The sequence below is a fragment of the Streptomyces misionensis genome, assembly GCF_007896895.1.
Taxonomy (GTDB): Bacteria; Actinomycetota; Actinomycetes; order Streptomycetales; family Streptomycetaceae; genus Streptomyces; species Streptomyces misionensis_A.
This window is the reverse complement of sequence record NZ_VOGW01000061.1, coordinates 23,360-49,515: the sequence shown is the minus strand read 5'-3', so window position 1 is coordinate 49,515 and position 26,156 is coordinate 23,360. Positions and strand designations below refer to the sequence as shown.

25 protein-coding genes are annotated in these 26,156 nt (G+C 71.2%); 14 read left to right on the top strand and 11 right to left on the bottom strand.

Going from position 1 to position 26,156, the window contains the following annotated elements; translation table 11 throughout:
- The first annotated feature begins 299 nt into the window (after positions 1 to 299).
- Positions 300 to 1,130, top strand: coding sequence for an HAD family hydrolase (locus FRZ03_RS11265; protein WP_146465002.1), 831 nt, complete (start codon positions 300 to 302; stop codon positions 1,128 to 1,130).
- A 337-nt stretch (positions 1,131 to 1,467) separates the two neighbouring features.
- Here FRZ03_RS11265 and FRZ03_RS11260 read toward each other — a convergent pair whose 3' ends face one another.
- Positions 1,468 to 2,292, bottom strand: a complete 825-nt coding sequence (locus tag FRZ03_RS11260; protein ID WP_146465001.1) for a Fic family protein — start codon at positions 2,290 to 2,292, stop codon at positions 1,468 to 1,470.
- A gap of 101 nt (positions 2,293 to 2,393) precedes the next feature.
- On the opposite strand from FRZ03_RS11260, the gene FRZ03_RS11255 reads away from it, so the two are divergent.
- The gene (locus FRZ03_RS11255) at positions 2,394 to 3,494 is read left to right on the top strand and encodes an ATP-binding protein (protein WP_261398879.1); all 1,101 of its coding nucleotides are present in this window, start codon (positions 2,394 to 2,396) and stop codon (positions 3,492 to 3,494) included.
- Positions 3,495 to 3,497: 3 nt separating this feature from the next.
- Here the strand turns inward: FRZ03_RS11255 and FRZ03_RS11250 are convergent, their stop codons facing one another.
- On the bottom strand, positions 3,498 to 4,772 hold the full coding sequence (locus tag FRZ03_RS11250) for a polysaccharide deacetylase family protein (RefSeq protein WP_146465000.1): 1,275 nt from the start codon (positions 4,770 to 4,772) through the stop codon (positions 3,498 to 3,500).
- A gap of 378 nt (positions 4,773 to 5,150) precedes the next feature.
- On the opposite strand from FRZ03_RS11250, the gene acs reads away from it, so the two are divergent.
- The 5 genes from acs (at position 5,151) to FRZ03_RS40230 (ending at position 10,643) form a co-directional block, all read left to right on the top strand.
- Positions 5,151 to 7,106, top strand: coding sequence for an acetate--CoA ligase (gene acs / locus FRZ03_RS11245; RefSeq protein ID WP_146464999.1), 1,956 nt, complete (start codon positions 5,151 to 5,153; stop codon positions 7,104 to 7,106).
- Positions 7,107 to 7,351: 245 nt separating this feature from the next.
- A complete protein-coding gene (gene nhaA / locus FRZ03_RS11240; protein WP_186785356.1) occupies positions 7,352 to 8,794 on the top strand; it encodes a Na+/H+ antiporter NhaA in 1,443 nt (480 codons plus the stop codon).
- 109 nt (positions 8,795 to 8,903) lie between these two features.
- Entirely contained in the window at positions 8,904 to 9,392 is a 489-nt protein-coding gene (locus FRZ03_RS11235) for a phage holin family protein (protein ID WP_146464997.1), read from the top strand.
- Entirely contained in the window at positions 9,389 to 10,324 is a 936-nt protein-coding gene (locus FRZ03_RS11230) for an alpha/beta fold hydrolase (protein WP_146464996.1), read from the top strand. Before FRZ03_RS11235 ends, FRZ03_RS11230 begins: the two co-directional genes overlap by 4 nt.
- Before the next feature lie 139 nt (positions 10,325 to 10,463).
- Positions 10,464 to 10,643 (top strand): hypothetical protein, encoded by a 180-nt coding sequence (locus tag FRZ03_RS40230; RefSeq protein WP_070022044.1) that lies wholly within the window; start codon positions 10,464 to 10,466, stop codon positions 10,641 to 10,643.
- Positions 10,644 to 10,652: 9 nt separating this feature from the next.
- Here FRZ03_RS40230 and FRZ03_RS11220 read toward each other — a convergent pair whose 3' ends face one another.
- From FRZ03_RS11220 to nth, 3 genes are all read right to left on the bottom strand, one after another.
- Positions 10,653 to 11,852 carry a MarP family serine protease gene (locus tag FRZ03_RS11220; protein ID WP_146464995.1) on the bottom strand — a complete coding sequence of 400 codons (1,200 nt, stop codon included), beginning with the start codon at positions 11,850 to 11,852 and terminating at the stop codon, positions 10,653 to 10,655.
- 120 nt (positions 11,853 to 11,972) lie between these two features.
- The gene (locus tag FRZ03_RS11215) at positions 11,973 to 12,668 is read right to left on the bottom strand and encodes an NUDIX hydrolase (RefSeq protein WP_146464994.1); all 696 of its coding nucleotides are present in this window, start codon (positions 12,666 to 12,668) and stop codon (positions 11,973 to 11,975) included.
- Between the two features lie 55 nt (positions 12,669 to 12,723).
- Positions 12,724 to 13,725 carry an endonuclease III gene (gene nth, locus FRZ03_RS11210; protein WP_398660116.1) on the bottom strand — a complete coding sequence of 334 codons (1,002 nt, stop codon included), beginning with the start codon at positions 13,723 to 13,725 and terminating at the stop codon, positions 12,724 to 12,726.
- A 275-nt stretch (positions 13,726 to 14,000) separates the two neighbouring features.
- Between nth and FRZ03_RS11205 the strand changes: the two genes are divergently transcribed.
- Together FRZ03_RS11205 and FRZ03_RS11200 are read left to right on the top strand one after the other, a co-directional pair.
- On the top strand, positions 14,001 to 14,675 hold the full coding sequence (locus tag FRZ03_RS11205; RefSeq protein ID WP_014674022.1) for a Crp/Fnr family transcriptional regulator: 675 nt from the start codon (positions 14,001 to 14,003) through the stop codon (positions 14,673 to 14,675).
- 141 nt (positions 14,676 to 14,816) lie between these two features.
- On the top strand, positions 14,817 to 15,653 hold the full coding sequence (locus FRZ03_RS11200) for a nucleotidyltransferase domain-containing protein (protein WP_146464992.1): 837 nt from the start codon (positions 14,817 to 14,819) through the stop codon (positions 15,651 to 15,653).
- 32 nt (positions 15,654 to 15,685) lie between these two features.
- Here FRZ03_RS11200 and FRZ03_RS11195 read toward each other — a convergent pair whose 3' ends face one another.
- From FRZ03_RS11195 to FRZ03_RS11180, 4 genes are all read right to left on the bottom strand, one after another.
- Positions 15,686 to 16,516: an MBL fold metallo-hydrolase gene (locus FRZ03_RS11195; protein WP_146464991.1), complete on the bottom strand. Its 831-nt coding sequence runs from the start codon at positions 16,514 to 16,516 to the stop codon at positions 15,686 to 15,688.
- Positions 16,513 to 17,406: an NUDIX hydrolase gene (locus FRZ03_RS11190; RefSeq protein ID WP_146464990.1), complete on the bottom strand. Its 894-nt coding sequence runs from the start codon at positions 17,404 to 17,406 to the stop codon at positions 16,513 to 16,515. Before FRZ03_RS11190 ends, FRZ03_RS11195 begins: the two co-directional genes overlap by 4 nt.
- A gap of 96 nt (positions 17,407 to 17,502) precedes the next feature.
- The gene (locus FRZ03_RS11185) at positions 17,503 to 17,967 is read right to left on the bottom strand and encodes a RidA family protein (protein ID WP_146464989.1); all 465 of its coding nucleotides are present in this window, start codon (positions 17,965 to 17,967) and stop codon (positions 17,503 to 17,505) included.
- Entirely contained in the window at positions 17,964 to 18,122 is a 159-nt protein-coding gene (locus FRZ03_RS11180) for a DUF4177 domain-containing protein (RefSeq protein WP_146464988.1), read from the bottom strand. Before FRZ03_RS11180 ends, FRZ03_RS11185 begins: the two co-directional genes overlap by 4 nt.
- A 102-nt stretch (positions 18,123 to 18,224) precedes the next feature.
- Between FRZ03_RS11180 and bagA the strand changes: the two genes are divergently transcribed.
- Both bagA and bagB read left to right on the top strand, forming a co-directional pair.
- Positions 18,225 to 19,202, top strand: a complete 978-nt coding sequence (bagA, locus tag FRZ03_RS11175) for an ATPase BagA (RefSeq protein WP_146464987.1) — start codon at positions 18,225 to 18,227, stop codon at positions 19,200 to 19,202.
- Entirely contained in the window at positions 19,199 to 20,563 is a 1,365-nt protein-coding gene (bagB, locus tag FRZ03_RS11170) for an ATPase BagB (protein ID WP_146464986.1), read from the top strand. The genes bagA and bagB overlap by 4 nt, the downstream gene beginning before the upstream one ends.
- A 187-nt stretch (positions 20,564 to 20,750) precedes the next feature.
- On the opposite strand, the gene FRZ03_RS11165 is transcribed toward bagB, so the two are convergent.
- Entirely contained in the window at positions 20,751 to 21,089 is a 339-nt protein-coding gene (locus FRZ03_RS11165) for a WhiB family transcriptional regulator (protein WP_070022059.1), read from the bottom strand.
- Between the two features lie 494 nt (positions 21,090 to 21,583).
- On the opposite strand from FRZ03_RS11165, the gene FRZ03_RS11155 reads away from it, so the two are divergent.
- Positions 21,584 to 23,887: a transglycosylase domain-containing protein gene (locus tag FRZ03_RS11155; RefSeq protein ID WP_186785354.1), complete on the top strand. Its 2,304-nt coding sequence runs from the start codon at positions 21,584 to 21,586 to the stop codon at positions 23,885 to 23,887.
- 131 nt (positions 23,888 to 24,018) lie between these two features.
- On the opposite strand, the gene FRZ03_RS11150 is transcribed toward FRZ03_RS11155, so the two are convergent.
- Positions 24,019 to 24,486, bottom strand: a complete 468-nt coding sequence (locus FRZ03_RS11150; protein WP_146464985.1) for a GatB/YqeY domain-containing protein — start codon at positions 24,484 to 24,486, stop codon at positions 24,019 to 24,021.
- A 94-nt stretch (positions 24,487 to 24,580) separates the two neighbouring features.
- On the opposite strand from FRZ03_RS11150, the gene FRZ03_RS11145 reads away from it, so the two are divergent.
- Positions 24,581 to 25,507 carry a metallophosphoesterase gene (locus FRZ03_RS11145; RefSeq protein WP_146464984.1) on the top strand — a complete coding sequence of 309 codons (927 nt, stop codon included), beginning with the start codon at positions 24,581 to 24,583 and terminating at the stop codon, positions 25,505 to 25,507.
- A gap of 133 nt (positions 25,508 to 25,640) precedes the next feature.
- The coding region (locus FRZ03_RS11140) for a Pr6Pr family membrane protein (RefSeq protein ID WP_146465013.1) at positions 25,641 to 26,156 on the top strand (516 nt) is incomplete at its 3' end.

Here is a 26,156-nt window from a genome sequence, read left to right as displayed (position 1 = left end):
CAGCGCAGCCTTACGATTACCCGCAGTAACGGATCATGGGCACGTGAAAGCGGCGGTCTCGACGCGCAGGCGTCGGCCGCTGGGCCGTGCGAGGGAGGGAAAGGGGCGGAAAAACCCGTCCGGACATGCGACGACCCCCGCCGGGGGGGAGAGCGGGGGTCGTCCCCACGGCCGACTCGGGGGGGGAGGAGCCGGACCGGGTTAGCACGGTCGCGAACGATCCGTGACTTCCATGGTGTACCCGAGAGCCTTCTCAGGCAAACCCACGCGCCCCACCTTACGCCGAATGGTGGGCGCCTATGCTCGGGGACGTGGAAAACCACTCCTTGCCCCGCGCCGCGGCCTTCTTCGACCTGGACAAGACGGTCATTGCGAAGTCCAGCACACTCACCTTCAGCAAGTCCTTCTACCAAGGCGGCCTGATCAACCGCAGGGTCGCGTTGCGCACCGCCTATGCGCAGTTCGTGTTCCTGGTCGGCGGTCTGGACCACGACCAGATGGAACGCATGCGCGCCTATCTGTCGGACATGGTGCGGGGCTGGAACGTCCAGCAGGTGCGGGAGATCGTCGCCGAGACCCTGCACGACCTGATCGACCCGATCATCTACGACGAGGCCGCCTCGCTCATCGAGGAGCACCACACGGCCGGCAGGGACGTGGTGATCGTGTCCACCTCGGGCGCCGAGGTGGTCGAGCCGGTCGGGGAACTCCTGGGCGCGGACCGGGTGGTGGCCACCCGCATGGTCGTCGGCGAGGACGGCTGCTTCACCGGCGAGGTGGAGTACTACGCCTACGGTCCGACCAAGGCGGAGGCGATCCGCGAACTGGCCGCCACCGAGGGCTACGACCTCGACCGCTGCCACGCCTACAGCGACTCGGCCACCGATCTGCCGATGCTCCAGGCGGTCGGTCACCCGCACGCCGTCAACCCGGACCGCGCGCTGCGCCGCGAGGCGGTCGCGCGGGGCTGGCCGGTGCTGGAGTTCCGCCGGCCCGTCCCGCTCAAGAAGCGGCTGCCCACCCTCTCCGTACCGCCGCGCCCGGCCCTGGTCGCGGCGGCGGCCGTGGGAGCGGCGGCCGCGACCGCCGGGCTCGTCTGGTACGCCAGCCGGCGCCGCGGCACCGCCTGACCGCGCCCGCTTCGTCTCTTTTCGCGCCCGGAGCGAAGAGAAACGGGGGCAGGGGTTCCGCTCGCTTCCGGGGCGCGGTACAAAGAAAACAGAGGCCCGCGAGACCAAGGACATCCGGGAGGATTCCCGACCACTGCGCAATTGGCCCACGGACCACGCATCGAACACCGGGCACCCACGCGACGTCGACCCGTCGATTACGGGCCAGCCGCACCAGGTGACGGGCAAAGCACCCCGGCCTGATGGGCGAGTTTTCGAGGACGCTTGGTAACCCGGTGCTCATGCCAGCGGCGGTACGAGCACTCGTACCGCCGCAACCCTGTGTCCGGCCCCGCGCTCAGGCCGCGCCGCGCTGCAGCGCCTCGCACACCGCCGTCGACTCCCGGACCCCGAACTCGACCGCCCGCCCGCAGTGCGCGATCCAGGCCGCCATGCCCTCGGGGGTGCCGGAGACATACCCCTCCAGAGCCGCCAGGTACCCGGCGCGACCCAGTTCGGCGTGGCCGACCTCGGCCGGGCAGATCGCCTTGGGGTCCAGGCCGCTGCCGATCAGCACGATCCGCTCCGCGGCGCGTGCGACCAGCCCGTTGTGCGAGGTGAAGGGGCGCAGCGCGAGCAGCTCGCCGTGCACCACGGCCGCCGTCACCAGGGCCGGGGCGGAGGTGCCCGCGATGATCAGGTCCGCCAGCCCCTCCAGCCGCCCGGAGACCTCCCGGGCGTCCGGCAGCGGCAGCTCGATCAGCGGCTCGTCGACCGGCTCGCCCTCCTGGCGCGGCCTGCCGACCCGCGCGTCGTCGCTCGCCGCGGCGACCAGGTGCAGCCGGGCCAGCACCCGCAGCGGCGACTGCCGCCAGATGGACAGCAGCTGACCGGCCTCGGCCGTCAGCCGCAGGGCCGCGCCCATGACCCGCGCCTCGTCGTCGGTGCCGAAGTCGGTGCGCCGGCGCACCTCCTCCAGCGCCCAGTCGGCACCGGAGAGCGCCGCCGAGCCCCGGGCGGCGCGCAGGGCCGCCTCCGAGGTGATCTCGTTGCTGCGGCGCCGCATGATCCGGTGCCCGTAGACCCGGTCAACGGCCTTGCGCACGGACTCCACGGACTCGGCCACGCCGGGCAGCGAGCCCAGGGCCGCGAGCGGATCGGCGGTCGCGCCTGTCGTACTCATGGGTACGACCCTACGCATCCGATCGGCAGACCCCACGAAGGAGTGGTCTTCTTCACTCAACCATGCCACCTACAGCGACTACGCAACTACGCTTCGTGAACATGAAAATTGCTTTCGTCGGGAAGGGCGGGAGCGGCAAGACCACGCTCTCCTCCCTTTTCATCCGTCACCTCGCCGCGGCCGGGGCCGCCGTCGTCGCGATCGACGCCGACATCAACCAGCACCTGGGCCCGGCCCTGGGCCTCGACGAGGCCGAGGCGGCCGCACTGCCCGCGATGGGCGAGCGGCTGCCGCTGATCAAGGACTACCTGCGCGGCACCAACCCGCGCATCGCCTCCGCCGCCACCATGATCAAGACCACCCCGCCGGGCCGGGGTTCGCGGCTGGTCCGGGTGCGCGAGCCCAATCCGGTCTACGACGCCTGCGCGCGTCCGGTGGAACTCGACGGCGGCGCCGTCCGTTTGATGGTCACCGGCCCCTTCACCGACGCCGACCTGGGTGTGGCCTGCTACCACTCCAAGACGGGAGCGGTGGAGCTGTACCTGAACCACCTCGTCGACGGCCCCGACGAGTACGTGGTGGTCGACATGACCGCGGGTTCGGACTCCTTCGCCTCCGGCATGTTCACCCGCTTCGACATGACGTTCCTCGTCGCCGAGCCGACCCGCAAGGGGGTCTCCGTCTACCGCCAGTACAAGGAGTACGCCCGCGACTTCGGCGTCGCCCTGAAGGTCGTCGGCAACAAGATCCAGGAGCAGGACGACATCGACTTCCTGCGCGCGGAGGTCGGGGACGACCTGTTGGTCACCGTCGGGCGCTCGGACTGGGTGCGGGCCATGGAGAAGGGCCGCCCGCCCCGATTCGACCTCCTGGAGGAGGACAACGCCCGTGCCCTGAAGACCCTTCGGGCCACAGCGGACGCCACCTACGAGCGGCGGGACCCGGAGCGCTACACCCGGCAGATGGTGCACTTCCACCTGAAGAACGCCGAGTCGTGGGGCAACGAGCGCACCGGGGCCGACCTGGCGGCGCAGGTCGACCCCGGCTTCGTGCTCGGCGAGAACATCGGCGAAGACGCCGGCGAACGGCCCGGTGAGGAGAGCGGCGAACGGCGCGGTGAAAACGCCGGTGGACTGCTCGGCGAAGACATCGACGCGGACGTCGAAGCCGGTGCCGACGCGAGCGTTTCGGCTCCCGCCTGACGCCTACCCCTTGACGGCCGGCGCCCCGGGGACCCCCTTGGGCGCCGGAGCCGGGCGGCCGGAGAGGAAGGACGCCCAGCCCTGCCTGGGCGCCTCGCCCACCTTCAGACCGCGCAGCTTGTCGAGGGTCTTGGGGTCCTGCGCGTCCAGCCAGTCGGCCAGCTGGCGGAAGGAGACGCAGCGGACCTCGGGCTTGTTGCAGACCTCCTTCACCGTGTCCTCGACGGCGCGCATATAGGTGCCGCCGTTCCAGGACTCGAAGTGGTTGCCGATGATCAGGGGTGCGCGGTTGCCGTCGTAGGCCCGGTAGAAGCCCTGGACGAGGCCGTCGCGCACCTGGTCGCCCCAGTAGTCGAACTTGTCGGGGTCACCCTGGGTCTGGGTGCCGGACTGGTTGATCATGAAGTTGTAGTCCATGGTCAACTGCTCGTAGTCGTGCCCGGGGAAGGGGACCAGCTGCATCGACAGGTCCCACAGGCCGTCCTTCTTCTTCGGCCAGAGCTGGTTGTCGACCCCGCTGGAGTCATAGCGGAAGCCCAGCTGGCGGGCCGCCTTCACGAAGTTCTTCTGCCCCTCCAGGCAGGGGGTGCGGCCGCCGATCAGCTCCTTCTCGTAGTCGAAGGGCAGCGGGGCGGCGTTCTTCATGCCCGCATTGGTCTTCCAGTTCTCCACGAACTGCTTGGCCTGGGAGATCTCGCTCTTCCACTCGTCCACCGACCAGGTGCCGACCCCGCCGTCGGGCCCGCAGAAGTGGCCGTTGAAGTGGGTGCCGATCTCGTTGCCGTCCAGCCAGGCCAGCCGCGCCTGCTTGACGGTGTCGGCGATTCCCTGCTGGTCGTTGAAGCCGATGTCGGAGCTGCCCGGCGAGTGCTGCGGGGGCTTGTACAGGTCGCGCTTCTCCTTCGGCAGCAGGTACACCCCGCTGAGGAAGAACGTCATGTTGGCGTTGTTCTCCTTGGCGACCTTGCGGAAGTGCGAGAACAGCTTCTGGCTGTCCTCTCCCGCGCCGTCCCAGGAGAAGACGACGAACTGCGGTGGTTTCTGACCGGGCTTCAGGCGCTCGGGCCGCGGCAGATGGGGCTGCGCACCGGTGTACGCGGTCGATCCGTCGCCGATCAGCCGGAGCACGCTCTTCGGGGCGGGCGCCGCCGGCGCCCCCTGCTGCGGGCCGGAGGTCCCTTGCCCGGAACCGTTGGAGTCGGCCCCGCAACCTGTGAGCGAGGCGGCACAGGCCGCGGCGACCACGGCGCCGACGGCGATCCTCTGGGTGGCGGCCATGTTCCGCCCACCTTCTTCCTTCTCTCAGACGACCTCTCAGGCGAAAGCCGATGAGGGCTCTTTGTGGTGATCCGCCGGGATTGCACCGACGGTTCCGCCAAGATCGCACGGAGCCGGGAAGGAATAAGGGCGACAAGCTGATCAAATGATTTATTCACCGCAGAGAGGGATCGAGTGGGCTATTCGCCACGAAAAGCCATACACGATCTTTACGTGGCATTGCCTACTCTTTACGCAACGTCACCCCCCGCTCCGGACGGCGACCACCTCGCGCAGCACAGGTCTAAACCAATTTTCTCGACGACCCTTGTCATCGCCCCCTCGTGTCTGATGAGCTGTGGCTTGGGACACATCGGACACCCTCGAAAGGCGGATGTCGTGAGCAATGAGAGCCTGGCCAACCTGCTGAAGGAAGAACGCAGGTTCGCGCCCCCCGCCGACCTGGCAGCCAACGCCAATGTCACGGCGGAGGCGTATGAACAGGCCAAGGCTGACAGGCTCGGGTTCTGGGCCGCGCAGGCCGGCCGGCTGACCTGGGCCAAGGAGCCGACCGAGACGCTGGACTGGTCGAACCCCCCGTTCGCGAAGTGGTTCCAGGACGGCGAACTGAACGTCGCCTACAACTGCGTGGACCGGCACGTGGAGGCCGGACACGGCGACCGGGTCGCCATCCACTTCGAGGGCGAGCCCGGCGACAGCCGCGCCCTCACCTACGCCGAGCTCAAGGACGAGGTCTCCCGCGCCGCCAACGCCCTGCTCGAACTCGGGGTCCGCAAGGGCGACCGGGTCGCCGTCTACATGCCGATGATCCCCGAGACCGCCATCGCGATGCTGGCCTGCGCCCGCATCGGCGCCGCCCACTCGGTCGTCTTCGGCGGCTTCTCCGCCGACGCGCTCGCCACCCGCATCCAGGACGCCGACGCCAAGGTCGTCATCACCTCCGACGGCGGCTACCGGCGCGGCAAGCCCTCCGCGCTCAAGCCCGCCGTGGACGAGGCGGTCGCGAAGGCCGGCAACGTCGAGCACGTCCTGGTGGTGCGCCGTACCGGCCAGGACATCGCCTGGGACGACACGCGCGACGTGTGGTGGCACGACCTGGTCGCCCGCCAGTCGGCCGAGCACACGCCGGAGGCGTTCGGCGCCGAGCACCCGCTGTTCATCCTGTACACCTCGGGTACGACGGGCAAGCCCAAGGGCATCCTGCACACCTCCGGCGGCTACCTCACCCAGGTCGCCTACACCCACTGGGCGGTCTTCGACCTCAAGCCCGAGACCGACGTGTACTGGTGCACCGCCGACGTCGGCTGGGTCACCGGCCACTCCTACATCGTCTACGGGCCGCTGGCCAACGGCGCCACCCAGGTCATGTACGAGGGCACCCCGGACACCCCGCACCAGGGCCGCTTCTGGGAGATCGTGCAGAAGTACAAGGTCTCCGTCCTCTACACCGCGCCCACCGCGATCCGCACGTTCATGAAGTGGGGCGACGACATCCCCGCCAAGTACGACCTGAGCAGCCTGCGGGTCCTCGGCTCGGTCGGCGAGCCCATCAACCCCGAGGCCTGGGTCTGGTACCGCAAGCACATCGGCCACGACCGCACCCCGGTCGTGGACACCTGGTGGCAGACCGAGACCGGCGCGATGATGATCTCCCCGCTGCCCGGCGTCACCGAGGCCAAGCCCGGCTCCGCGCAGCGCCCGCTGCCCGGCATCAGCGCCACCGTCGTCGACGACGAGGCCAACGAGGTCCCCAACGGCGGCGGCGGTTACCTCGTCCTCACCGAGCCCTGGCCCTCCATGCTGCGCACCATCTGGGGCGACGACCAGCGGTTCAAGGACACCTACTGGTCCCGCTTCGAGGGCAAGTACTTCGCCGGCGACGGCGCGAAGAAGGACGAGGACGGCGACATCTGGCTGCTCGGCCGCGTCGACGACGTGATGCTGGTGTCCGGCCACAACATCTCCACCACCGAAGTCGAATCCGCGCTGGTCTCCCACCCCGCCGTGGCCGAAGCCGCCGTCGTCGGCGCCGCCGACGAGACCACCGGCCAGGCCATCGTCGCCTTCGTCATCCTGCGCGGCACCACCGCCGAGACCACCGAACTGGCCGGCAAACTCCGCGACCACGTCGGCGCCACCCTCGGCCCCATCGCCAAACCCAAGCGCATCCTGCCCGTCGCCGAACTCCCCAAGACCCGCTCCGGCAAGATCATGCGCCGCCTCCTGCGCGACGTCGCCGAGAACCGCCAACTCGGAGACGTCACCACCCTCACCGACTCCAGCGTCATGGACCTCATCCAGTCCAAACTCCCCACCACCACCAGCGAGGACTGAGCCGACCCGGCTGGGGGGCGGCACCGGACACACCAGGTGCCCGGTGCCCCCTCCGGCCGCAGACTCCATGCGAGTCCGTCCGCCGGGCTCAGCGGTACCGCCCGCCGGGCTCAACGGTTCCGATCTTTTGACAATTTAGGTAAAGTAATAAAAGCGCCAGGAGCGCGACAAGATCCAAAATGGGGTGCGCCGGGAAGTCTGGTCGGCATGAAAGCCGTCCTGCCCACTTCCCGGAGGTCCCCACCGTGTCCGCGCCCCGCACCCCGAACACCGCCCGCAAGGCCCTGGGACGCCTGTCCCTGCCCGAGCGGACCTTCGTCGCGGACGCGCTGCGCACGGAGACCGTCGGCGGCGTCATCCTGCTGCTCGCCGCCATGGCCGCACTGGTCTGGGCGAACATCCCCGCCCTGCGCCACAGCTACGAGGCGGTCAGCCACTTCAGCTTCGGCCCCGCCGCCGTCGGCCTGGACCTCTCCGTCGCCCACTGGGCCGCCGACGGTGTCCTGGCGATCTTCTTCTTCGTCGCCGGCATCGAACTCAAACGCGAGCTGGTCGCCGGCGAACTGCGCGACCCCAAGGCGGCCGTGCTGCCCGTGGTGGCCGCGCTGTGCGGCATGGCCGTACCGGCGCTCGTCTACACCGTCACCAACCTCGCCGGGCACGGTTCCACCCGGGGCTGGGCGGTGCCCACCGCCACCGACATCGCCTTCGCCCTCGCCGTCCTCGCGGTGATCGGCACCTCGCTGCCCAGCGCCCTGCGCGCCTTCCTGCTCACCCTCGCCGTCGTCGACGACCTCTTCGCCATCCTGATCATCGCGGTCTTCTTCACCGACCGGCTGAACTTCGCCGCGCTCGGCGGCGCGTTCGTGGGGCTCGCCGTCTTCTGGCTGCTGCTGCGCAAGGGGGTGCGGGGCTGGTACGTGTACCTGCCGCTCGCGCTGGTGAACTGGGCGCTGATGTACAACAGCGGCGTGCACGCCACCATCGCCGGCGTGGCGATGGGCCTGATGCTGCGCTGCACCACCCGCGAGGGCGAGGAGCGCTCGCCGGGCGAGCGCATCGAGCACCTCGCGCGCCCCTTGTCGGCCGGGCTCGCCGTGCCGCTGTTCGCACTGTTCAGCGCGGGCGTGACGGTGTCCGGCAGGGCCCTCGGGGACCTGTTCACCCGGCCCGAGACACTGGGCGTGGTCCTCGGCCTGGTCCTCGGCAAGACGCTCGGCATCTTCGGCGGCACCTGGCTGACCGTCCGCTTCACCCGCGCCTCCCTCAGCGAGGACCTCGCCTGGGCGGACGTCTTCGCGGTGGCCTCGCTCGCCGGGATCGGCTTCACGGTCTCCCTGCTGATCGGCGAACTGGCCTACGACGGGAACGTGCTGCTGACCGACGAGACCAAGGCGGCCGTCCTCACCGGATCGCTGATCGCCGCGGCCTGTGCCACCGTGCTGCTGAAGATACGCAACGCCAAGTACCGCCGGCTGTGCGAGGCGGAGGACCGCGACGAGGACCTGGACGGCGTGCCGGACGTCTACGAGCAGGACGACCCGGCCTACCACCTGCGCATGGCCGAGATCCTGGAGCGCAGGGCCGCCGAACACCGGCGGATCGCCGCCGAGCGCACGGCCGCCGCGGGTGACGGGCGTGTGGAAGTGCCGGGCGGGGCAGGCGAGGAGGGCGGCCGTCCGGCATGATCTGACGAGACGGTACAAATCAAGACGGTCCCCATGAGCGGGGCGGCGGCGCCATGACGGCTCGCCCCAACGGCTCAGGGAGACGAGAAGACTCGTAAGGGAGAACGCGATGAGCGCACCCGACGGCAGCCCGGTCGGCGCCGAACGCAGCATCGGCCAGCTGTTCGCCTCCGCGACGACCGAATTGTCGGCGCTGGTGCACGACGAGATCGCGCTGGCCAAGGCCCAGCTCAAGCAGGACGTGAAGCGCGGCGCGACCAGCGGTGGCGCGTTCTCGCTGGCGGGCGCGGTCCTGGTGTTCTCCCTGCCGATGCTCAATTTCGCGCTGGCCTACGGCATCCGCACCTGGACCCACTGGAACCTGGCGATCTGCTTCGTGCTGTCCTTCGCGGCCAATGTGCTGGTCGCCGGCCTCCTCGCGCTGATCGGCGTGGTCTTCGCCAAGAAGGCCAAGAAGGGCCGGGGCCCGCAGAAGGTCGCCGCGTCGATGAAGCAGTCGGCGAACGTCCTCGGGAAGGCCAAGCCGCACCCGCGCCCGGAGCTTCCCGAGGATCGCACCCCCGCGGCCATCGAGGCTGTGGCACGCTCGTCCTCATGACGGACCCCGCGAATCCCTCGGCCGTACGGATCGACCTGCCGCACGGACACAAGGTGATCCACCGGGACGTCGCCGCGAACGGCGCCCGCTTCCACATCGCGGAGCTCGGCGACGGTCCCCTGGTGCTGCTGCTCCACGGCTTCCCGCAGTTCTGGTGGACCTGGCGGCACCAGCTGATCGCGCTGGCGGACGCCGGCTACCGGGCGGTGGCCATGGATCTGCGGGGCGTCGGCGGCAGCGACCGCACGCCCCGCGGCTACGACCCCGCCAACCTCGCCCTGGACGTCACCGGCGTCATCCGCTCGCTCGGCGAGCCGGACGCCGCGCTGGTCGGTCACGACCTCGGCGGCTACCTGGCGTGGACGGCGGCGGCCATGCGGCCCAAGCTGGTCCGGCGGCTCGCGGTGGTGTCGATGCCGCACCCGAGGCGCTGGCGCTCGGCGATGCTGCGGGACGCCCGGCAGACGGCCGCCAACTCCTACATCTGGGGCTTCCAGCGCCCCTGGATCCCGGAGCGTCAACTCACCGCGGACGACGGGGAGCTGGTGGGGCGTCTGGTCCGCGAGTGGTCCGGGCCCCGGGCCCCGGAGGACGAGGCGGTGCTCGCGTACCGGCGCGCCATGTGCATCCCGTCCACCGCGCACTGCTCGGTCGAGCCGTACCGCTGGCTGGTGCGCTCCCTGGCCCGCCCGGACGGCGTGCAGTTCTACCGCAGGATGAAGCGGCCGGTGCGGGTGCCCACGCTGCATCTGCACGGTTCACTCGATCCAGTGACCCGCACGCGGAGCGCGGCCGGTTCCGGGGAGTACGTCGAAGCGCCGTACCGCTGGCGGCTGTTCGACGGGCTCGGGCATTTCCCGCACGAGGAGGACCCGGTGGCGTTCTCCACCGAGCTGATCAACTGGCTGAAGGACCCCGAGCCCGACCGGTGACGACCGGGTGACGGCAGCGATGCGTGGAGTATCCGGTTCCACGCCGGTTGTCCCCCCTGCGGCCACATGCCTGCCGCATAGGCCAATTGGCCGTCGTCCAAGCGGTTATGGACCATGGGTCGGGGGCACACGCAGGGGTATGGGCTGGACGCACGACTACAGTGACGCACCCCGCAACCGCCGCTCGGCCGCGGGTCTGAGCACGCCTCAGCGAGGCACCCCGCAGTTGGCGGAGGCGGACCTCCGCGTGGGGATTCCGCACATCCTGCGCCGCCGGGCCCGCTGGGTCTCGGTGCGTCTGCGTCACCCGCGCGGCTGAACCGTCCGCTCACAGGGCGCAGCGGTCCGTGTCCACCTGCTCGTTCGCCGTACGGCCGCGGGTGATGTCCGGCCGGATCTCGTCCGCCGTCAGCGCGTACCCGGTCTCGGCGTCGTCCAGCGACTTGGCGAACACCACCCCGTACACCCTGCCGTCGGGGGTGAGCAGCGGGCCGCCGGAGTTGCCCTGGCGCACGGTCGTGTACAGCGAGTAGACGTCACGGCGGACGGTGCCGCGGTGGTAGATGTCGGGTCCGTTGGCCGAGATCCGCCCGCGCACGCGCGCCGCGCGCACGTCGTACGCGCCGTTCTCCGGGAAGCCGGCCACGATCGCGCCGTCGCCGCCGGTCGCCTCGTCACCGGTGAACTTCAGCGCGTTCGACTTGAGGTCGGGTACGTCGAGCACGGCGATGTCGCGCTTCCAGTCGTACAGGACGACCTTCGCGTCGTAGCGCCGGCCCACGCCGCCGATCTGCACGGTCGGCTCGTCGACGCCGCCGACGACGTGCGCGTTGGTCATCACGCGGCGGTCCGCGAAGACGAAGCCTGAGCCCTCCAGGACCTTGCCGCAGCTCTGGGCGGTGCCGGTGACCTTGACGATGGAGCGCTGGGCGCGGGTGGCGACCGGGCTGCCGGCGAGGGCCGGGTCGGGCGGCTGGACATCCTTGATCGGCTCGTCGGAGAACGGGCTGAAGACCTGCGGGAAGCCGTTCTGGGCGAGGACCGAGGAGAAGTCCGCGAACCAGGTGTCGGCCTGCGCGGGCAGCGCCCGGGAGACCCCGAGCAGCACCTTGGAGCCGCGCACCTGCTTGCCGAGGGTCGGCAGGGTGGTGCCGGCCAGCGCGGAGCCGATCAGCCAGGCGACCAGCAGCATCGCCGCCACGTTGACCAGCGCGCCGCCGGTGGCGTCCAGGGCGCGGGCCGGTGACCAGGTGATGTGGCGGCGCAGCTTGTTGCCGAGGTGGGTGGTCAGGGCCTGGCCGACGGAGGCGCAGACGATGACGACGACCACGGCGACGACGGCCGCGGTGGTGTTCACCTCCGAGTTCCCGGTCGCCGCGTCCCAGACGACGGGCAGCGCGTACACCGCGGCGAGGCCGCCGCCCAGGAAGCCGATGACCGACAGGATGCCCACGACGAAGCCCTGGCGGTAGCCCACGACCGCGAACCACACGGCCGCGACCAGCAACAGGATGTCCAGCACGTTCACCGCTTCAGGCCTCGCCTACTCCGTTCCGCTTCCCGCGGCTCGGACGAGGCGTCCGGCCCGCCCCCGCAGGGCAGAGGGACCCAGCGTCCCCGGGAAAGAGACAGCACGGGGATCACCCTGTCATGCGCGCCAGTCGAGCGGGACCCGCTTCTCCCGGTCCCATGGCCGCTCCCAGCCCGCGTAGTGCAGCAGGCGGTCGATCACCCCGGCCGTGAAACCCCACACGAGGGCCGATTCGACCAGGAATGCCGGGCCCTGGTGGCCCCGGGGGTGGACGGCGGTCGCGCGGTTGGCGGGGTCCGTGAGATCCGCCACGGGGACGGTGAAGACCCGCGCCGTCTCGTTGGGATCGACGACCCCGACCGGGCTGGGTTCGCGCCACCAGCCGAGCACCGGGGTGACGACGAAGCCGCTGACCGGGATGTACAGCCGGGGCAGCACACCGAAGAGCTGCACCCCGGCCGGGTCGAGCCCGGTCTCCTCCTCGGCCTCGCGCAGCGCGGCCCGCAGTGGGCCCTCGCCGCGCGGATCGCCGTCCTCCGGGTCGAGCGAGCCGCCCGGGAACGACGGCTGGCCCGCGTGCGAGCGCAGGGAGCCGGAGCGCTCCATGAGCAGTAGCTCGGGGCCGCGCTCGCCCTCCCCGAACAGGATCAGCACGGCGGACTGCCGGCCCGAGCCGTTCTCCGGCGGCAGGAAGCGGCTGAGCTGGAGCGGCTGGATGGTCCCCGCCGCGCTCACCACCGGGTCCAGCCAGGCGGGCAATCCCCGGCTGTCGAGCGTCACCGCACCGTCCCGCGCCTCACTGGCCCGCGTCATCGCCCACCCCCTCGCTCTGCCTTCTTCCAACGCCGAGGGCGCCGCGATCGTTCCGTCACGCGGCCCCCAGCGGCGGCGCCGGCCTGCCACCCGCGTCGAGGTACGCCTGCGGGGGCTTGAGCCGCTGGCCGGGCAGGCCGCCCTTCTCGTACTTCAGCAGCTTCTTCGCCTTCTCCGGGTCGGTCTCGCCCTCGCCGTAGGCCGGGCAGAGCGGGGCGATCGGGCAGGCGCCGCAGGCGGGCTTGCGGGCGTGGCAGATGCGGCGGCCGTGCCAGATGACGTGGTGGGACAGGTCGGTCCAGTCGCTCTTGGGGAACAGCGCGCCGACGGCGGCCTCGATGTTGTCCGGGTCGGTCTCCGCGGTCCACTTCCAGCGCCGCACCAGCCGCTGGAAGTGGGTGTCCACGGTGATCCCCGGCCGTCCGAAGGCGTTGCCGAGCACGACGAACGCGGTCTTGCGGCCGACTCCGGGCAGCTTGACCAGGTCCTCCAGCCGTCCCGGCACCTCGCCGCCGAAGTCCTCCACCAGCGCCTTGGACAGCCCTATGACCGACCTGGTCTTGGCCCGGAAGAACCCGCACGGGCGCAGGATCTCCTCGACCTGCTCCGGGTCGGCGGCGGCCAGGTCCTCGGGCGCGGGGTAGCGGGCGAAGAGCCCGGGGGTCGTCTGGTTGACGCGCAGGTCGGTGGTCTGGGCCGACAGCACGGTGGCGACCAGCAGCTGGAAGGGGTTCTCGAAGTCCAGCTCGGGGTGGGCGTAGGGGTACACCTCGGCCAGCTCGCGGTTGATCCGGCGGGCCCGGCGGACCAGGGCGGTGCGGGACTCCCCGGCGGGCGCTTCGACGGCGACCTTCTTCGCCGGCGCGGCCTTCTCGACGGCCACCGACGCGCCGGTGGCCACGGCCTTCTTGACCGGGGTGACCTTCCGGACGGAGGCCGTTTTCCCGGCAGGGGACGCCTTCCTGGCAGTTCCCGTCTTCTTGGCCGAAGCCGACTTTTTAGTCACCTCAGCCTTTTTTCTACTTTTCTTACTGCCTTCGGGACCCTGTTCGCCCACAGCGGAATCGCGACGTACAACCACCCGCTAAGCCCCCTTGGCCTGTGCTCTCACCGGCGTTTTGGACACTCGGCCAGCCTAGAGCCCGCCACCGGCATCCGCCTCGGACCCCGGAGATCGGCCCCCGATTGGACCCCTGACGCTTACCCCGGCACACCCGTGCGGCATCCTTGTGACAGATCACACTGTTTGGACCGTCCGGCAAAATGAGAACACGGTCCCCTGGCACACAGGGGATGCAAGATCCCCTGAGCAGGTCGAATAGGAGAGAACTCGTGGACGACGTTCTGCGGCGCAACCCGCTCTTCGCGGCGCTCGACGACGAGCAGGCCGCGGAGCTTCGCGCCTCGATGAGCGAGGTGACCCTCGCTCGCGGCGACTCCCTGTTCCACGAGGGCGACCCGGGCGACCGCCTGTACGTCGTCACCGAGGGCAAGGTCAAACTGCACCGCACCTCCCCCGACGGCCGCGAGAACATGCTCGCCGTCGTCGGTCCCGGCGAGCTGATCGGCGAGCTGTCGCTGTTCGACCCGGGCCCGCGCACGGCGACCGCCACCGCGCTGACCGAGGTCAAGCTCCTCGGCCTCGGCCACGGTGACCTCCAGCCCTGGCTGAACGCCCGCCCCGAGGTGGCCGGCGCCCTGCTGCGCGCCGTCGCCCGCCGGCTGCGCAAGACCAACGACGCCATGTCCGACCTGGTCTTCTCCGACGTCCCCGGCCGCGTCGCGCGCGCCCTGCTCGACCTGTCGCGCCGCTTCGGCGTGCAGTCCGAGGAGGGCATCCACGTCGTCCACGACCTCACCCAGGAGGAGCTGGCCCAGCTGGTCGGCGCGTCCCGCGAGACCGTGAACAAGGCCCTGGCCGACTTCGCCCAGCGCGGCTGGCTGCGCCTGGAGGCGCGGGCGGTCATCCTGCTGGACGTGGAGCGGCTGGCGAAGCGCTCGCGCTGACCCGCCGACACGGGTCCCGGCCGGTACGACACGCAGGGCGGGCCCGCCCGGGCCCGCGTCCCGGCCGAGCGCTCTGGGGCGGCCCTCCCCCGAGGGCGAAAACCGGCTGCCCGCGACGAGGGCGTGCGGCACAGTGACCCCATGCCCCAGCCACCCCGCCCGCGCGGCCTGGACCCCCACGGCTTCATCGCCCGGGAAGGCTCCCTGGCCCGCGTACCCGTCGCCTTCCGCCCCGTCGTGGCCGCCGTCCGTGAGCGGCTGCCGGAGGTCTTCGGGGCGCGGCTGGACGGCGCGTACCTCTACGGCTCGATCCCCCGCGGCACCGCCCGCCCCGGCCGCAGCGACCTGGACCTGTTCGTCGTCCTGCGCGAGGAGCCAGCGGACGCCGACCACGCGGTCGTACGCACCCTGGGCGCGGCCCTGGACCGGGAGTTTCCGCAGATCGACGGGGTCGGGGCGCTGCTGTACGGCCGGCGGCGGCTGCTGAGCGAGCAGGAGCGGTACGACCTGGGCTGGTTCGTGGCCTGTCTGTGCACCCCGCTGCTCGGCGCCGACCTGGCCGACCACCTGCCCCGCTACGGTCCCGACTCGCTGCTCGCCCGCGAGACCAACGGCGACCTCGGCCGTCTGCTGCCCCGCTGGCGGCGGCGGATCGCCGACGCCGGGGACGGCGAGGCGGCCCTGCGGCCCCTGGTGCGCTTCATGTCCCGGCACCTCGTCCGAACGGGCTTCACCCTCGTCATGCCCCGCTGGAACGGCTGGACGAGCGATCTGCCCGAGATGGCCGAGGTCTGCGGCGCGTACTACCCGGGGCGTGCCGCCCAACTGCGCACGGCCGCCCGCCACGGCCACGAGCCCGTCGGCGATCCGGAGGTGCTGCGGACGTACGTGGACGACCTGGGCCCCTGGCTCGCCGCCGAGTACGCGCGCGTGCACGGCGTGAAGGCCCCGCGGCCGGAGGACGAACCCGCCGGCTAGCGACCGCCGACCGGACCGGCCGGGGCCGCCGGTCAGATCAGCCCGTGCTCGGTCAGGTACTCCAGCTGGGCCCGTACCGACAGCTCCGCCGCCGGCCACAGGGAGCGGTCCACGTCGGCGTAGACGTGGGCGACGACCTCGGCCGCGGTGCGGTGGCCGTTCTCGACCGCCGTCTCCACCTGGGCGAGCCGGTGGGCGCGGTGGGCCAGATAGAACTCCACGGCGCCCTGTGCGTCCTCCAGGACCGGCCCGTGGCCCGGCAGCACGGTGTGCACGCCGTCGTCCACCGTGAGGGAGCGCAGGCGGCGCAGGGAGTCCAGGTAGTCGCCCAGCCGCCCGTCGGGGTGGGCCACCATCGTCGTGCCCCGCCCGAGGATGGTGTCCCCGGTCAGCACCGCCCGGTCGGCCGGGAGGTGGAAGGACAGCGAGTCGGAGGTGTGCCCCGGGGTCGGTACGACCCGCAGCTCGATGCCGCCGGTCGTGATCACGTCGCCCGCGGCCAGGCCCTCGTCGCCGAGGCGCAGCGCCGGGTCGAGCGCCCGCACCCGGGTGCGGGTCAGCTCCGCGAAGCGGGCGGCGCCCTCGGCGTGGTCCTCGTGGCCGTGGGTGAGCAGGGTCAGGGCTATGCGCCTGCCGGCCTTCTCGGCAGTGTCCACGACCGCCCGCAGATGCCCCTCGTCCAGCGGGCCCGGGTCGATCACCACGGCCAGGTCGGAGTCGGGCTCGGCGACGATCCAGGTGTTGGTGCCGTCCAGGGTCATCGCGGAGGCGTTGGGCGCGAGGACGTTCACGGCCCGCTCGGTGGCGGGGCCCGAACCGACCGCTCCCCTGGGCTGGCCCGGCAGCGCGCCGGCGTGGGTCATGCCTGGCCTCCACCGGTCGCGTCGGCGGCCTTCGCCCCGGCCGGAACGTGCTTGGTGAACTCCTCGTGCCCCGGCCAGGACAGCACGATCTCGCCGTCCACCAGCCGGGCGGTCGCCTGCACCGGTGTCAGATCGCGCGCGTCGGCGGCCGCCAGCGCCTCGGCGGCGGTGCCGTAGGGCAGCAGCTCGCGCAGGGCGGCGATGGTGGGCGGCATCATCAGCAACTCGCCCCGGTCGTACCCGGCGGCGGCCTCGGCCGGACGGGTCCACACCGTACGGTCGGCCTCCGTGGAGGCGTTGCGGGTGCGCTGGCCCTCCGGCAGGGCGGCCACGAAGAACCAGGTGTCGTAGCGGCGGTCCTCGAACTCCGGGGTGATCCAGCGGGCCCAGGCACCCAGCAGGTCCGAGCGCAGCACCAGACCGCGCCGGTGCAGGAACTCGGCGAAGGACAGCTCGCGCGCGACCAGGGCGGCGCGGTCGGCCTCCCAGTCGGCGCCGGTGGTGTCGCCGACGACCGTGTCCGGGCCGGGCCCGGCGAGCAGCACACCCGCCTCCTCGTACGTCTCCCGTACGGCCGCGCAGACGATGGCCTGGGCGCCCGCCTCGTCCACCCCGAGCCGCTTCGCCCACCACGCGCGCGTGGGGCCCGCCCAGCGGATCCGGGTGTCGTCGTCGCGCGGGTCGACGCCGCCCCCGGGGTACGCGTACGCGCCTCCGGCGAAGGCCATGGAGGCGCGTCTGCGCAGCATGTGGATGACCGGTCCGGCCTCGGTGTCCTTGAGCAGGAGGACCGTCGCCGCGCGCTTGGGGGACACCGGGGTGAGGGCGCCGTCCGCGAGCGCGCGGATGCGGTCCGGCCACTCCGGGGGGTACCACTGACCGTTCGCCATGGCCGGAGGCTATCCCGTGTAGGGCGAATGTTCGAGAGGTACCCGGGGCCGGAGCGGAACCGGGGGATCCACCGGGCCACCGGGCCACCGAGGTGACTACTCGGCCAGCTCCACCTGGATCTCGACCTCGACCGGCGCGTCCAGCGGCAGCACCGCGACGCCGACCGCGCTGCGGGCGTGCACGCCCTTGTCGCCGAGGACCTCGGCGAGCAGCTCGCTGGCGCCGTTGACGACACCCGGCTGGCCGGTGAAGTCTGCCTGGGAGGCGACGAACCCGACGACCTTCACCACGCGCGCGATCCGGTCCAGGTCGCCGGCCACGGACTTCACGGCGGCCAGCGCGTTCAGCGCGCAGACGCGGGCCAGGTCCTTGGCCTCCTCCGCCGTGACCTCGGCGCCCACCTTGCCGGTGACGGGCAGCTTGCCGTCGACCATCGGCAGCTGGCCGGCGGTGTAGACGTACACGCCGGACTGCACGGCCGGCTGGTACGCGGCCAGCGGCGGCACGACCTCCGGCAGGCTCAGGCCCAGTGCGGCCAGCTTCTCCTCGACCGCGCTCATGCCTGCTTCTCCCGCTTCATGTAGGCGACGAGCTGTTCGGCGTTCGGCCCGGGCACGACCTGGACGAGCTCCCAGCCGTCCTCGCCCCAGGTGTCCAGAATCTGCTTCGTGGCATGGACGAGCAGCGGCACGGTTGCGTATTCCCACTTGGTCATGGGGCCGACTGTAGCCGCTGTGACCGATCACTCCCCCGCCGTCTCCCCCGTTATCCACAGCCTCCCGCGTGACCGTCGGCCGGACTGGTTAGTCTCGAAGACGTGAGCAGGCTCCAGGTCGTCAGCGGCAAGGGCGGGACCGGAAAGACGACGGTCGCCGCCGCACTCGCGCTGGCCCTCGCGACCGAGGGGAAGCGGACGCTTCTCGTGGAGGTCGAGGGCCGGCAGGGCATCGCCCAGCTCTTCGAAACGGAGGCGTTGCCGTACGAGGAGCGGAAGATCGCCGTAGCGCCCGGGGGCGGGGAGGTGTTCGCCCTGGCCATAGACGCCGAACTGGCCCTGTTGGACTACCTCCAGATGTTCTACAAACTGGGCGGCGCCGGCAGAGCCCTGAAGAAGCTCGGCGCCATCGACTTCGCCACCACCATCGCGCCGGGCATCCGGGACGTCCTGCTCACCGGCAAGGCGTGCGAGGCGGTGCGCCGCAAGGACCGCGCCGGCCGCTTCGTCTACGACTACGTGATCATGGACGCCCCGCCGACCGGCCGCGTCACCCGCTTCCTCAACGTCAACGACGAGGTCGCGGGCCTGGCGAAGATCGGCCCGATACACAATCAGGCGCAGGCCGTGATGCGCGTCCTGAAGTCCCCGGAGACCGCGGTCCACCTGGTGACGCTGCTGGAGGAGATGCCCGTCCAGGAGACCGCCGACGGCATCGCCGAACTGCGCGCGGCGCGGCTGCCGGTGGGCCGGGTCATCGTGAACATGGTCCGGCCCGAGGTGTTGGACGCCGCGGACCTGGAACTCGTGCGCACGGTGGAGCGTTCCTCCGTCGCCCGGTCCCTGTCGGCCGCGGGGCTCGGCGGCGCCCGGCGCGGCGGACACGCGGAGAAACTGGTGGACCCGCTGCTGGCGCAGGCCGCCGAGTACGCGGAGCGGTACGCGCTGGAGCAGGAGCAGCGTGCGGTCCTCGGCGAGCTGGGCCTGCCCCTGCACGAACTGCCGCTGCTCGCCGAGGGAATGGACCTGGCGGGCCTGTACGAACTCGCCGCCGACTTGCGGAAGCAGGGGGTGTCATGACGGCCGAGGAACACGCCGAGACCGAGGACCGGGAGGTGGCGGGCCGCAGACTCGCCTCCTCCCGGGTGCTCGACATCGACTCGTTGCTGGACGACCCCAAGACCCGCATCGTGGTGTGCTGCGGCTCGGGCGGGGTCGGCAAGACCACGACCGCGGCCGCCCTGGGCCTGCGCGCGGCCGAGCGGGGCCGCAAGGTGGTGGTGCTCACCATCGACCCGGCGCGCAGACTGGCCCAGTCGATGGGCATCGACTCCCTCGACAACGTGCCCCGCCGGGTGAAGGGCACCGACGGCACGGGCGAGCTGCACGCCATGATGCTCGACATGAAGCGCACCTTCGACGAGGTCGTGGAGGCGCACGCGGACCCGGAGCGGGCCGCCGCGATCCTGGCGAACCCCTTCTACCAGTCGCTCTCGGCGGGCTTCGCGGGCACGCAGGAGTACATGGCGATGGAGAAGCTGGGCCAGCTGCGCGCGAAGGAGGAGTGGGACCTGATCGTGGTCGACACCCCGCCGTCCCGCTCGGCCCTGGACTTCCTGGACGCCCCCAAGCGGCTCGGCTCCTTCCTGGACGGCCGGCTGATCCGTCTGCTCACCGCGCCGGCCAAGCTGGGCGGCCGCGCGGGCATGGCCTTCCTGAACGTCGGCATGTCGATGATGACCGGCACCCTGGGCAAGCTCCTCGGCGGCCAGCTCCTCAAGGACGTCCAGACGTTCGTGTCCGCGATGGACACCACCTTCGGCGGCTTCCGCACCCGCGCCGACGCCACGTACAAGCTGCTCCAGGCGCCCGGCACGGCGTTCCTGGTGGTGGCGGCCCCGGAGCGGGACGCGCTGCGCGAGGCCGCGTACTTCGTGGAGCGGCTGGCCGCGGAGGACATGCCCTTGGTGGGGCTGGTGCTCAACCGGGTGCACGGCACCGGAGCCGGCGGGCTGTCGGCCGAGAGGGCGCTGGACGCCGCGGAAAATCTTGCGGACCCCGGCATTGTGGATCAGGGGGGCGGGAAAGCTGGACTTCGTAACTCCCCCGACACGTGCGGCAGTTCATCATCTCCCGCAGCCGAGGACGCAACCGGTGCCGACGCTTCCGACACAGGCTCCCCCGCCGATCAGGAAGACCAGGAAGACCAGGAACGTTCCGTCGACCGGCTCGCCGCGGGCCTGTTGAGGCTGCACGCCGAACGCATGCATCTGCTGGCGCGCGAGCAGCGCACACGCGACCGCTTCACCGCGCGCCACCCCGAGGTGGCGGTGGTCGACGTCCCCGCGCTCCCCGGTGACGTCCATGACCTCACGGGCCTGCGCGACATCGGCGACCGGCTCGCGGCGGGCGCGGCGACGGGGCGAACGGAGCCGTCGTAACACCGCGCCGAACCGGCAGAGCCGTCGTCGCACCGCCGTACCAGCGGAGCCGTCGTCACACGGCCGGACCAACCGGGCGTCGCGGGACCATGCGGCCGCCCGGGGCTCTCGGCCGGACCCGGGCGCTGGGCCGGTGGCGTCGGTCGGCCATGCTCTCGGCCGGCCGTGCTCTCAGTCGGCCAGGCCCTCAGCTGACCGCCGCGTACTCGTCGTACACCTCGTCGCTGTCGAGGCGCATGATCCCGGTGCCCCGCTCGTACTCCGAGCGGGCGGTCTCCAGCAGCCTGCGCCACGAGGTCACGGTGGGTCGCCGGCGCAGCAGTGCGCGGCGCTCCCGCTCCGTCATGCCTCCCCACACGCCGAACTCGACGCGATTGTCCAGCGCGTCGGCCAGGCACTCGGTGCGTACCGGGCATCCGGTGCACACCGCCTTGGCTCTGTTCTGCGCTGCTCCTTGAACGAACAGTTCATCCGGATCGGTAGTGCGGCAGGCAGCCTGCGCACTCCAGTCGGTAACCCAGCCCATACCGGCGCCGTCCTCTCCCGAATCGAGGCTCCCCCACGGCGGCAGCGGCATATTCACCGCCGCCAGTTGAGGACGTTACGGAAGGTGGGGACAGCGCAACACCCCCTTCGGGCCCAATCTTGAATGGCCCGAACGGACTATGGGTAAGCGGCAGATCACCCGCGGGAGTGAGCTGGCGACATGCGCGACCATCCCGGCATACCAGGACAGCTGCGGTGCGCCACAGCGGGCATCGGGTGACACACGAGGCGCATTCGGACATACCTCGGCACACGACAGGGGTGGTGCGGAACGATTCGGGAACGCCGGACGCGGTGGCACGGGGCCGTACTGCCGTGACAGTTGGGAGCAGCTTAGGCCAAGGGCTGCGCGCCTGTCCGGGAAATGGAAACGTAGGCAGGTCAGGCGGCCCGGCGAGGGCAGGACGGCACCGGAACATCCCGAAGGCAAGCCGCTCCCTCAAAACGTTCAGGAGTACGGATTAGGCTGCCCCCATGCCAAAGAAGCGCTCGGGCGGTGGTCTGTCGCCGCTGCAGCAGGCCGCGAAGTTCCTCGGTGTCAGTGTCCTCGCGGGAGCCGTGATGGCGGGCATCGCGCTGCCCGGGGCCGGCGCACTGGGTCTCGCGGCCAAGGGCTCGGTGCAGAGCTTCGACGAGATCCCGGACAACCTGAAGAGCCCCCAGCTGAGCCAGCGCACCACGATCCTGGACAGCCGGGGCCGGCAGATCGCGAGTATCTACTCGCGCGACCGTACGGTGGTCGACCTCAAGGACATCTCGCCGTACATGCAGAAGGCGATCGTCGCGATCGAGGACTCGCGCTTCTACCAGCACGGCGCGATCGACCTCAAGGGCGTGCTGCGCGCCCTGAACAAGAACGCGCAGGAGGGCGGGGTCGCCCAGGGCGCCTCCACGCTCACCCAGCAGCTGGTGAAGAACTACTTCATCGAGGAGGCCGGCGACGACCCGACGAAGGTCGCCGAGGCCACCCAGCAGACCATGGGCCGCAAGATCCGTGAGCTGAAGTACGCGATCCAGATCGAGGAGAAGCTCGGCAAGAAGAAGATCCTGGAGAACTACCTGAACATCACCTTCTTCGGTGAGCAGGCCTACGGCGTGGAGGCCGCCTCCGAGCGGTACTTCTCCAAGCACGCCAAGGACCTGAACCTCCAGGAATCCGCGCTGCTGGCCGGCATCGTGCAGTCGCCGAGCCGCTACGACCCGGTCAACGACGAGGCGGAGGCCACCAAGCGGCGCAACATCGTCCTCCAGCGCATGGCCGAGCTGGGCGACATCTCCCCGCAGGAGGCCGCCCAGGCCAAGCGGCAGCCGCTCGGGCTGAACACCAGCCGGCCCAAGAACGGCTGCATCACCGCGGTGCAGGGCGCCGGCTTCTTCTGCGACTACGTGCGCGAGGTCTTCCTGACCGACCCGGTCTTCGGCAAGACCAAGGAGGCCCGCGCCAAGCTGTGGAACCAGGGCGGCCTGACGATCCGTACGACGCTCGACCCGCAGGCCCAGCAGTCCGTGCAGAGCTCCATCAAGGACCACGTCTACAAGTCCGACCAGGTGGCGACGGCAGCGACCATCGTCGAGCCCGGCACCGGCAAGATCCTCGCCATGGGCCAGTCCCGGCCGTACGGCTTCGGCACCGACGAGACCCAGATCAACCTGTCGGTGAACCAGAGCATGGGCGGCGGCGCGGGCTACCAGCCCGGTTCGACGTTCAAACCGATCGTCGCGGCGGCCGCGCTCGAGGGCGGCAAGCCGGCGACGCAGGAGTACTCGTCGCCGTACGAGATGCCGTACCCGAGCCCGGTGGCCGCCTGTGACGGCAAGACCTGGAAGAACGATCCGCGCAAGCCGGCCAAGCTGACCAACGAGAACGAGACGGAGCACGGCCCGTACAGCATGAAGGAGGCGACCGCGAAGTCGGTCAACACCTACTACGTGCAGCTGATCAGCGACATCGGCATCTGCCCGGTGATCGACATGGCGAAGAAGATGGGCGTGGCGCGCTCCGACGGCCGCAAGATCGACCAGGCCCCCTCGATCGCCCTCGGCACCCAGGAGATGTCCCCGCTGACGATGGCGAGCGCGTACGCCACCTTCGCCTCGCGCGGCATGTACTGCACCCCGATCGCCATCGAGTCGATCACCCAGACGACCGGCAGCCGGGTGAAGTCCCTGCCGGTGCCGAAGTCGACGTGCTCGCGCGCGATGTCGGAGAAGACCGCGGACACCGTCAGCACGCTGCTCAAGGGCGTGGTCGAGGACGGCACCGGTCAGCAGGCCGGTCTCGGCGACCGCCCGAGCGCGGGCAAGACCGGTACGACGGACGAGCGCTTCGCCGCCTGGTTCGTCGGCTACACCCCGAACATGGCGGGCGCGGTCTGGGTCGGTGACCCGCAGCACCGGCGCCGCATGATCAACATCACCATCGGCGGCGTCCCGCACGACAAGGTGTTCGGCGGTGAGGTCCCCGGCCCGATCTGGCGCGACATGATGAACGGCGCCCTGGAGGGCAAGCCCGTGCAGGACTTCAACCTGGTCGACATCCCGGACGACAACAACCCGGGCAACGGCCACGACCGGGGCAACGGCGGGCAGCACGGCGGCACCACCGGCGACCCGGGACAGGTGATCGGCGGACTGCTCGGCGGACTGCCGGGCGGCGCCGCGACGGGCGGCGGCACCGGGGGCCCCAACCCGAACCCGACCTTCACCCTCCCCGGCACCCTCATCCAGGGCCAGACGAACGGGGGCCGCAACGGACACGGGAACGGGGGCCGGCGGTAGGCGTCCGCCGGACTCCGGTCCACTGACACGACGGTGGGGCCGCTCCCTCTTCCCGAGGGGGCGGCCCCACCGTCGTACCCGCCGGACGCACCGGCGTCCGCGGGCTCAGCCCTGGAGGAGCTTCCGCGAGCTCAGCCCTGGAGGCGCTTCTTCACCGCGGCGGCGACGCGGCCGCCCTCGGCCTGCCCGGCCACCTTCGGGTTCACGATCTTCATCACGGCGCCCATGGCCTTCGGCCCCTCGGCACCCGCCGCCTTCGCCTCCTGGACGGCCTCGGCGACGATCGCGTTCAGCTCCTCGTCGGACAGCTGCTTGGGCAGGTACTCGGCGAGCACCTCGCCCTCCGCCTTCTCCCGGTCCGCCGACTCGGCGCGACCGCCCTGCGCGAACGCCTCGGCCGCCTCGCGGCGCTTCTTCGCCTCCCGGGTGATCACCTTGAGGACCTCGTCGTCGGACAGCTCCCGCTTCTCCTTGCCCGCGACCTCCTCCTTGGTGATGGCGGCGAGCGTCAGCCGGAGCGTCGAGGAGCGGAGCTCGTTGCGCTCCTTGATCGCGGTGTTGAGGTCGTCCTGCAGCTTCGACTTGAGCTTGGTGGTCATGTGGTCGATTGTCTCAGGTGCGGCGGGCCGGACGCCCGCCGATTTAGGGGCCGGGCGGTCTCACCGCCCCCCTGCGGTCTGACACGATGGTCATATGCGCGCGCGATACGGAGTCCCCCTGGGAATCATGGCGGCAGGCGCCGCCGGTCTGGTGTACGCGGCGGGCTTCGAGGCCCGCTCCTTCCGCCTCCGACGGGTGACCGTCCCCGTCCTCCCGCCGGGCATGCACCCGCTGCGCGTGCTCCAGGTGTCTGACATCCACATGGTGAGCGGACAGCGCAAGAAGCAGCGCTGGCTGCGCTCGCTGGCGGGCCTGCGCCCGGACTTCGTCATCAACACCGGTGACAACCTGTCGGACCCCGAGGGCGTGCCGGAGGTGCTGGACGCACTGGGCCCGCTGATGGAGTTCCCCGGCGCGTACGTCTTCGGCTCCAACGACTACTACGGCCCCAAACTCCGCAACCCCGCCCGCTACCTGCTGGAGAAGGCGAACGGCCGCCACGGCCTGAACGGCAACAAGCCGGCCGTGGGCGCCATCCACAACCCGTGGGAGGACCTGCGGGACGGCTTCGACGAGGCGGGCTGGGTGAACCTGACCAACACCCGGGGCGCCCTGAAGATCGACGGCGTATCGATCGAGCTGACCGGCCTGGACGACCCCCACATCAAGCGCGACCGCTACGCACGGGTGGCCGGCGGCCCGACCGACTCGTACGACTTCTCCCTCGGCGTGGTCCACGCCCCCTACCTGCGCGTCCTCGACGCCTTCACGGCGGACGACTATCCGCTGATCCTGGCCGGTCACACCCATGGCGGCCAGCTGTGCATCCCCTTCTACGGCGCGCTGGTCACCAACTGCGACCTGGACACGGACCGCGTGAAGGGCCTCTCCACCCACACCGCGGAGGGCCGCACCTCCTACCTCCACGTCTCCGCGGGCTGCGGCACCAACCGCTACACCCCGGTCCGCTTCGCGTGCCCGCCGGAGGCGACGTTGCTGACGTTGGTGGCGAAGGGGTAGCGCGGAGGGGGGCGCGCAGCCCTCGGCAACTCGAATGGCCCGGGTAAGCGGCGGTGGCCGATGCGACTGCCGCCCTCACCCGCTCGGGCTAGGCCACATGGCCCCTCACCACCCCCGCTCCTAGCGTGAGGGCATGACCGCCCCGATACCCAGGGAGATCCCGGACCTGCCCGCGGTCCGGGCCACCACACCCCCGCTGCTGCGCCCCCCGGTGCCGGCCACGGCGGTACTGGCCCCGTCCCACCGCCCGAGGGCAGCGCTGTTCCGCCTGCTGACGGCACTGATCGCGACGGCCGGCGTCACCCTGGCGATCCTCCGGAGCACGCCACCGCACGCCCTGAGCTACTTCGCCGTACAGGCGAACGCGCTGCTGGCCCTGACGATGTTCATCTCGGCCTCACGGGCATGGCGAGCCCGCCGCCCCCTCTCCCCCTGGCTGTCCGGCGCGGCCCTCCTCTACACGCTGGTCTCGGCCCTGGCCTACCACCTGCTCCTGGCCCACGGCACGCCCCCGTTCTCCATGACCGGCGCGACGACGCCCCCGGAACGCTGGCACCTGCAGTGGGCGGCCCTCCAGCTCCTCCACACGGTGGCCCCGGCGGCGACTCTGCTGGACTGGCTGTGCCTGACCCCGGCGGCCCGCCTGCAC

Bases quoted from the DNA above. Each gene is read 5' to 3' on its own strand.
- FRZ03_RS11180 (WP_146464988.1), bottom strand. From the start codon at position 18,122: ATGACCAAGTGGGAATACGCAACCGTGCCGCTGCTCGTCCATGCCACG.
- FRZ03_RS11195 (WP_146464991.1), bottom strand. From the start codon at position 16,516: ATGACCCACGCCGGCGCGCTGCCGGGCCAGCCCAGGGGAGCGGTCGGT.
- FRZ03_RS11165 (WP_070022059.1), bottom strand. From the start codon at position 21,089: ATGGGCTGGGTTACCGACTGGAGTGCGCAGGCTGCCTGCCGCACTACC.
- FRZ03_RS11200 (WP_146464992.1), top strand. From the start codon at position 14,817: ATGCCCCAGCCACCCCGCCCGCGCGGCCTGGACCCCCACGGCTTCATC.
- FRZ03_RS11215 (WP_146464994.1), bottom strand. From the start codon at position 12,668: ATGACGCGGGCCAGTGAGGCGCGGGACGGTGCGGTGACGCTCGACAGC.
- FRZ03_RS11250 (WP_146465000.1), bottom strand. From the start codon at position 4,772: ATGGCCGCCACCCAGAGGATCGCCGTCGGCGCCGTGGTCGCCGCGGCC.
- FRZ03_RS11230 (WP_146464996.1), top strand. From the start codon at position 9,389: ATGACGGACCCCGCGAATCCCTCGGCCGTACGGATCGACCTGCCGCAC.
- FRZ03_RS11145 (WP_146464984.1), top strand. From the start codon at position 24,581: ATGCGCGCGCGATACGGAGTCCCCCTGGGAATCATGGCGGCAGGCGCC.
- FRZ03_RS11155 (WP_186785354.1), top strand. From the start codon at position 21,584: ATGCCAAAGAAGCGCTCGGGCGGTGGTCTGTCGCCGCTGCAGCAGGCC.
- FRZ03_RS11150 (WP_146464985.1), bottom strand. From the start codon at position 24,486: ATGACCACCAAGCTCAAGTCGAAGCTGCAGGACGACCTCAACACCGCG.
- bagB (WP_146464986.1), top strand. From the start codon at position 19,199: ATGACGGCCGAGGAACACGCCGAGACCGAGGACCGGGAGGTGGCGGGC.
- FRZ03_RS11190 (WP_146464990.1), bottom strand. From the start codon at position 17,406: ATGGCGAACGGTCAGTGGTACCCCCCGGAGTGGCCGGACCGCATCCGC.
- FRZ03_RS40230 (WP_070022044.1), top strand. From the start codon at position 10,464: ATGGGCTGGACGCACGACTACAGTGACGCACCCCGCAACCGCCGCTCG.
- FRZ03_RS11265 (WP_146465002.1), top strand. From the start codon at position 300: ATGCTCGGGGACGTGGAAAACCACTCCTTGCCCCGCGCCGCGGCCTTC.
- FRZ03_RS11185 (WP_146464989.1), bottom strand. From the start codon at position 17,967: ATGAGCGCGGTCGAGGAGAAGCTGGCCGCACTGGGCCTGAGCCTGCCG.
- FRZ03_RS11255 (WP_261398879.1), top strand. From the start codon at position 2,394: ATGAAAATTGCTTTCGTCGGGAAGGGCGGGAGCGGCAAGACCACGCTC.
- FRZ03_RS11260 (WP_146465001.1), bottom strand. From the start codon at position 2,292: ATGAGTACGACAGGCGCGACCGCCGATCCGCTCGCGGCCCTGGGCTCG.
- FRZ03_RS11235 (WP_146464997.1), top strand. From the start codon at position 8,904: ATGAGCGCACCCGACGGCAGCCCGGTCGGCGCCGAACGCAGCATCGGC.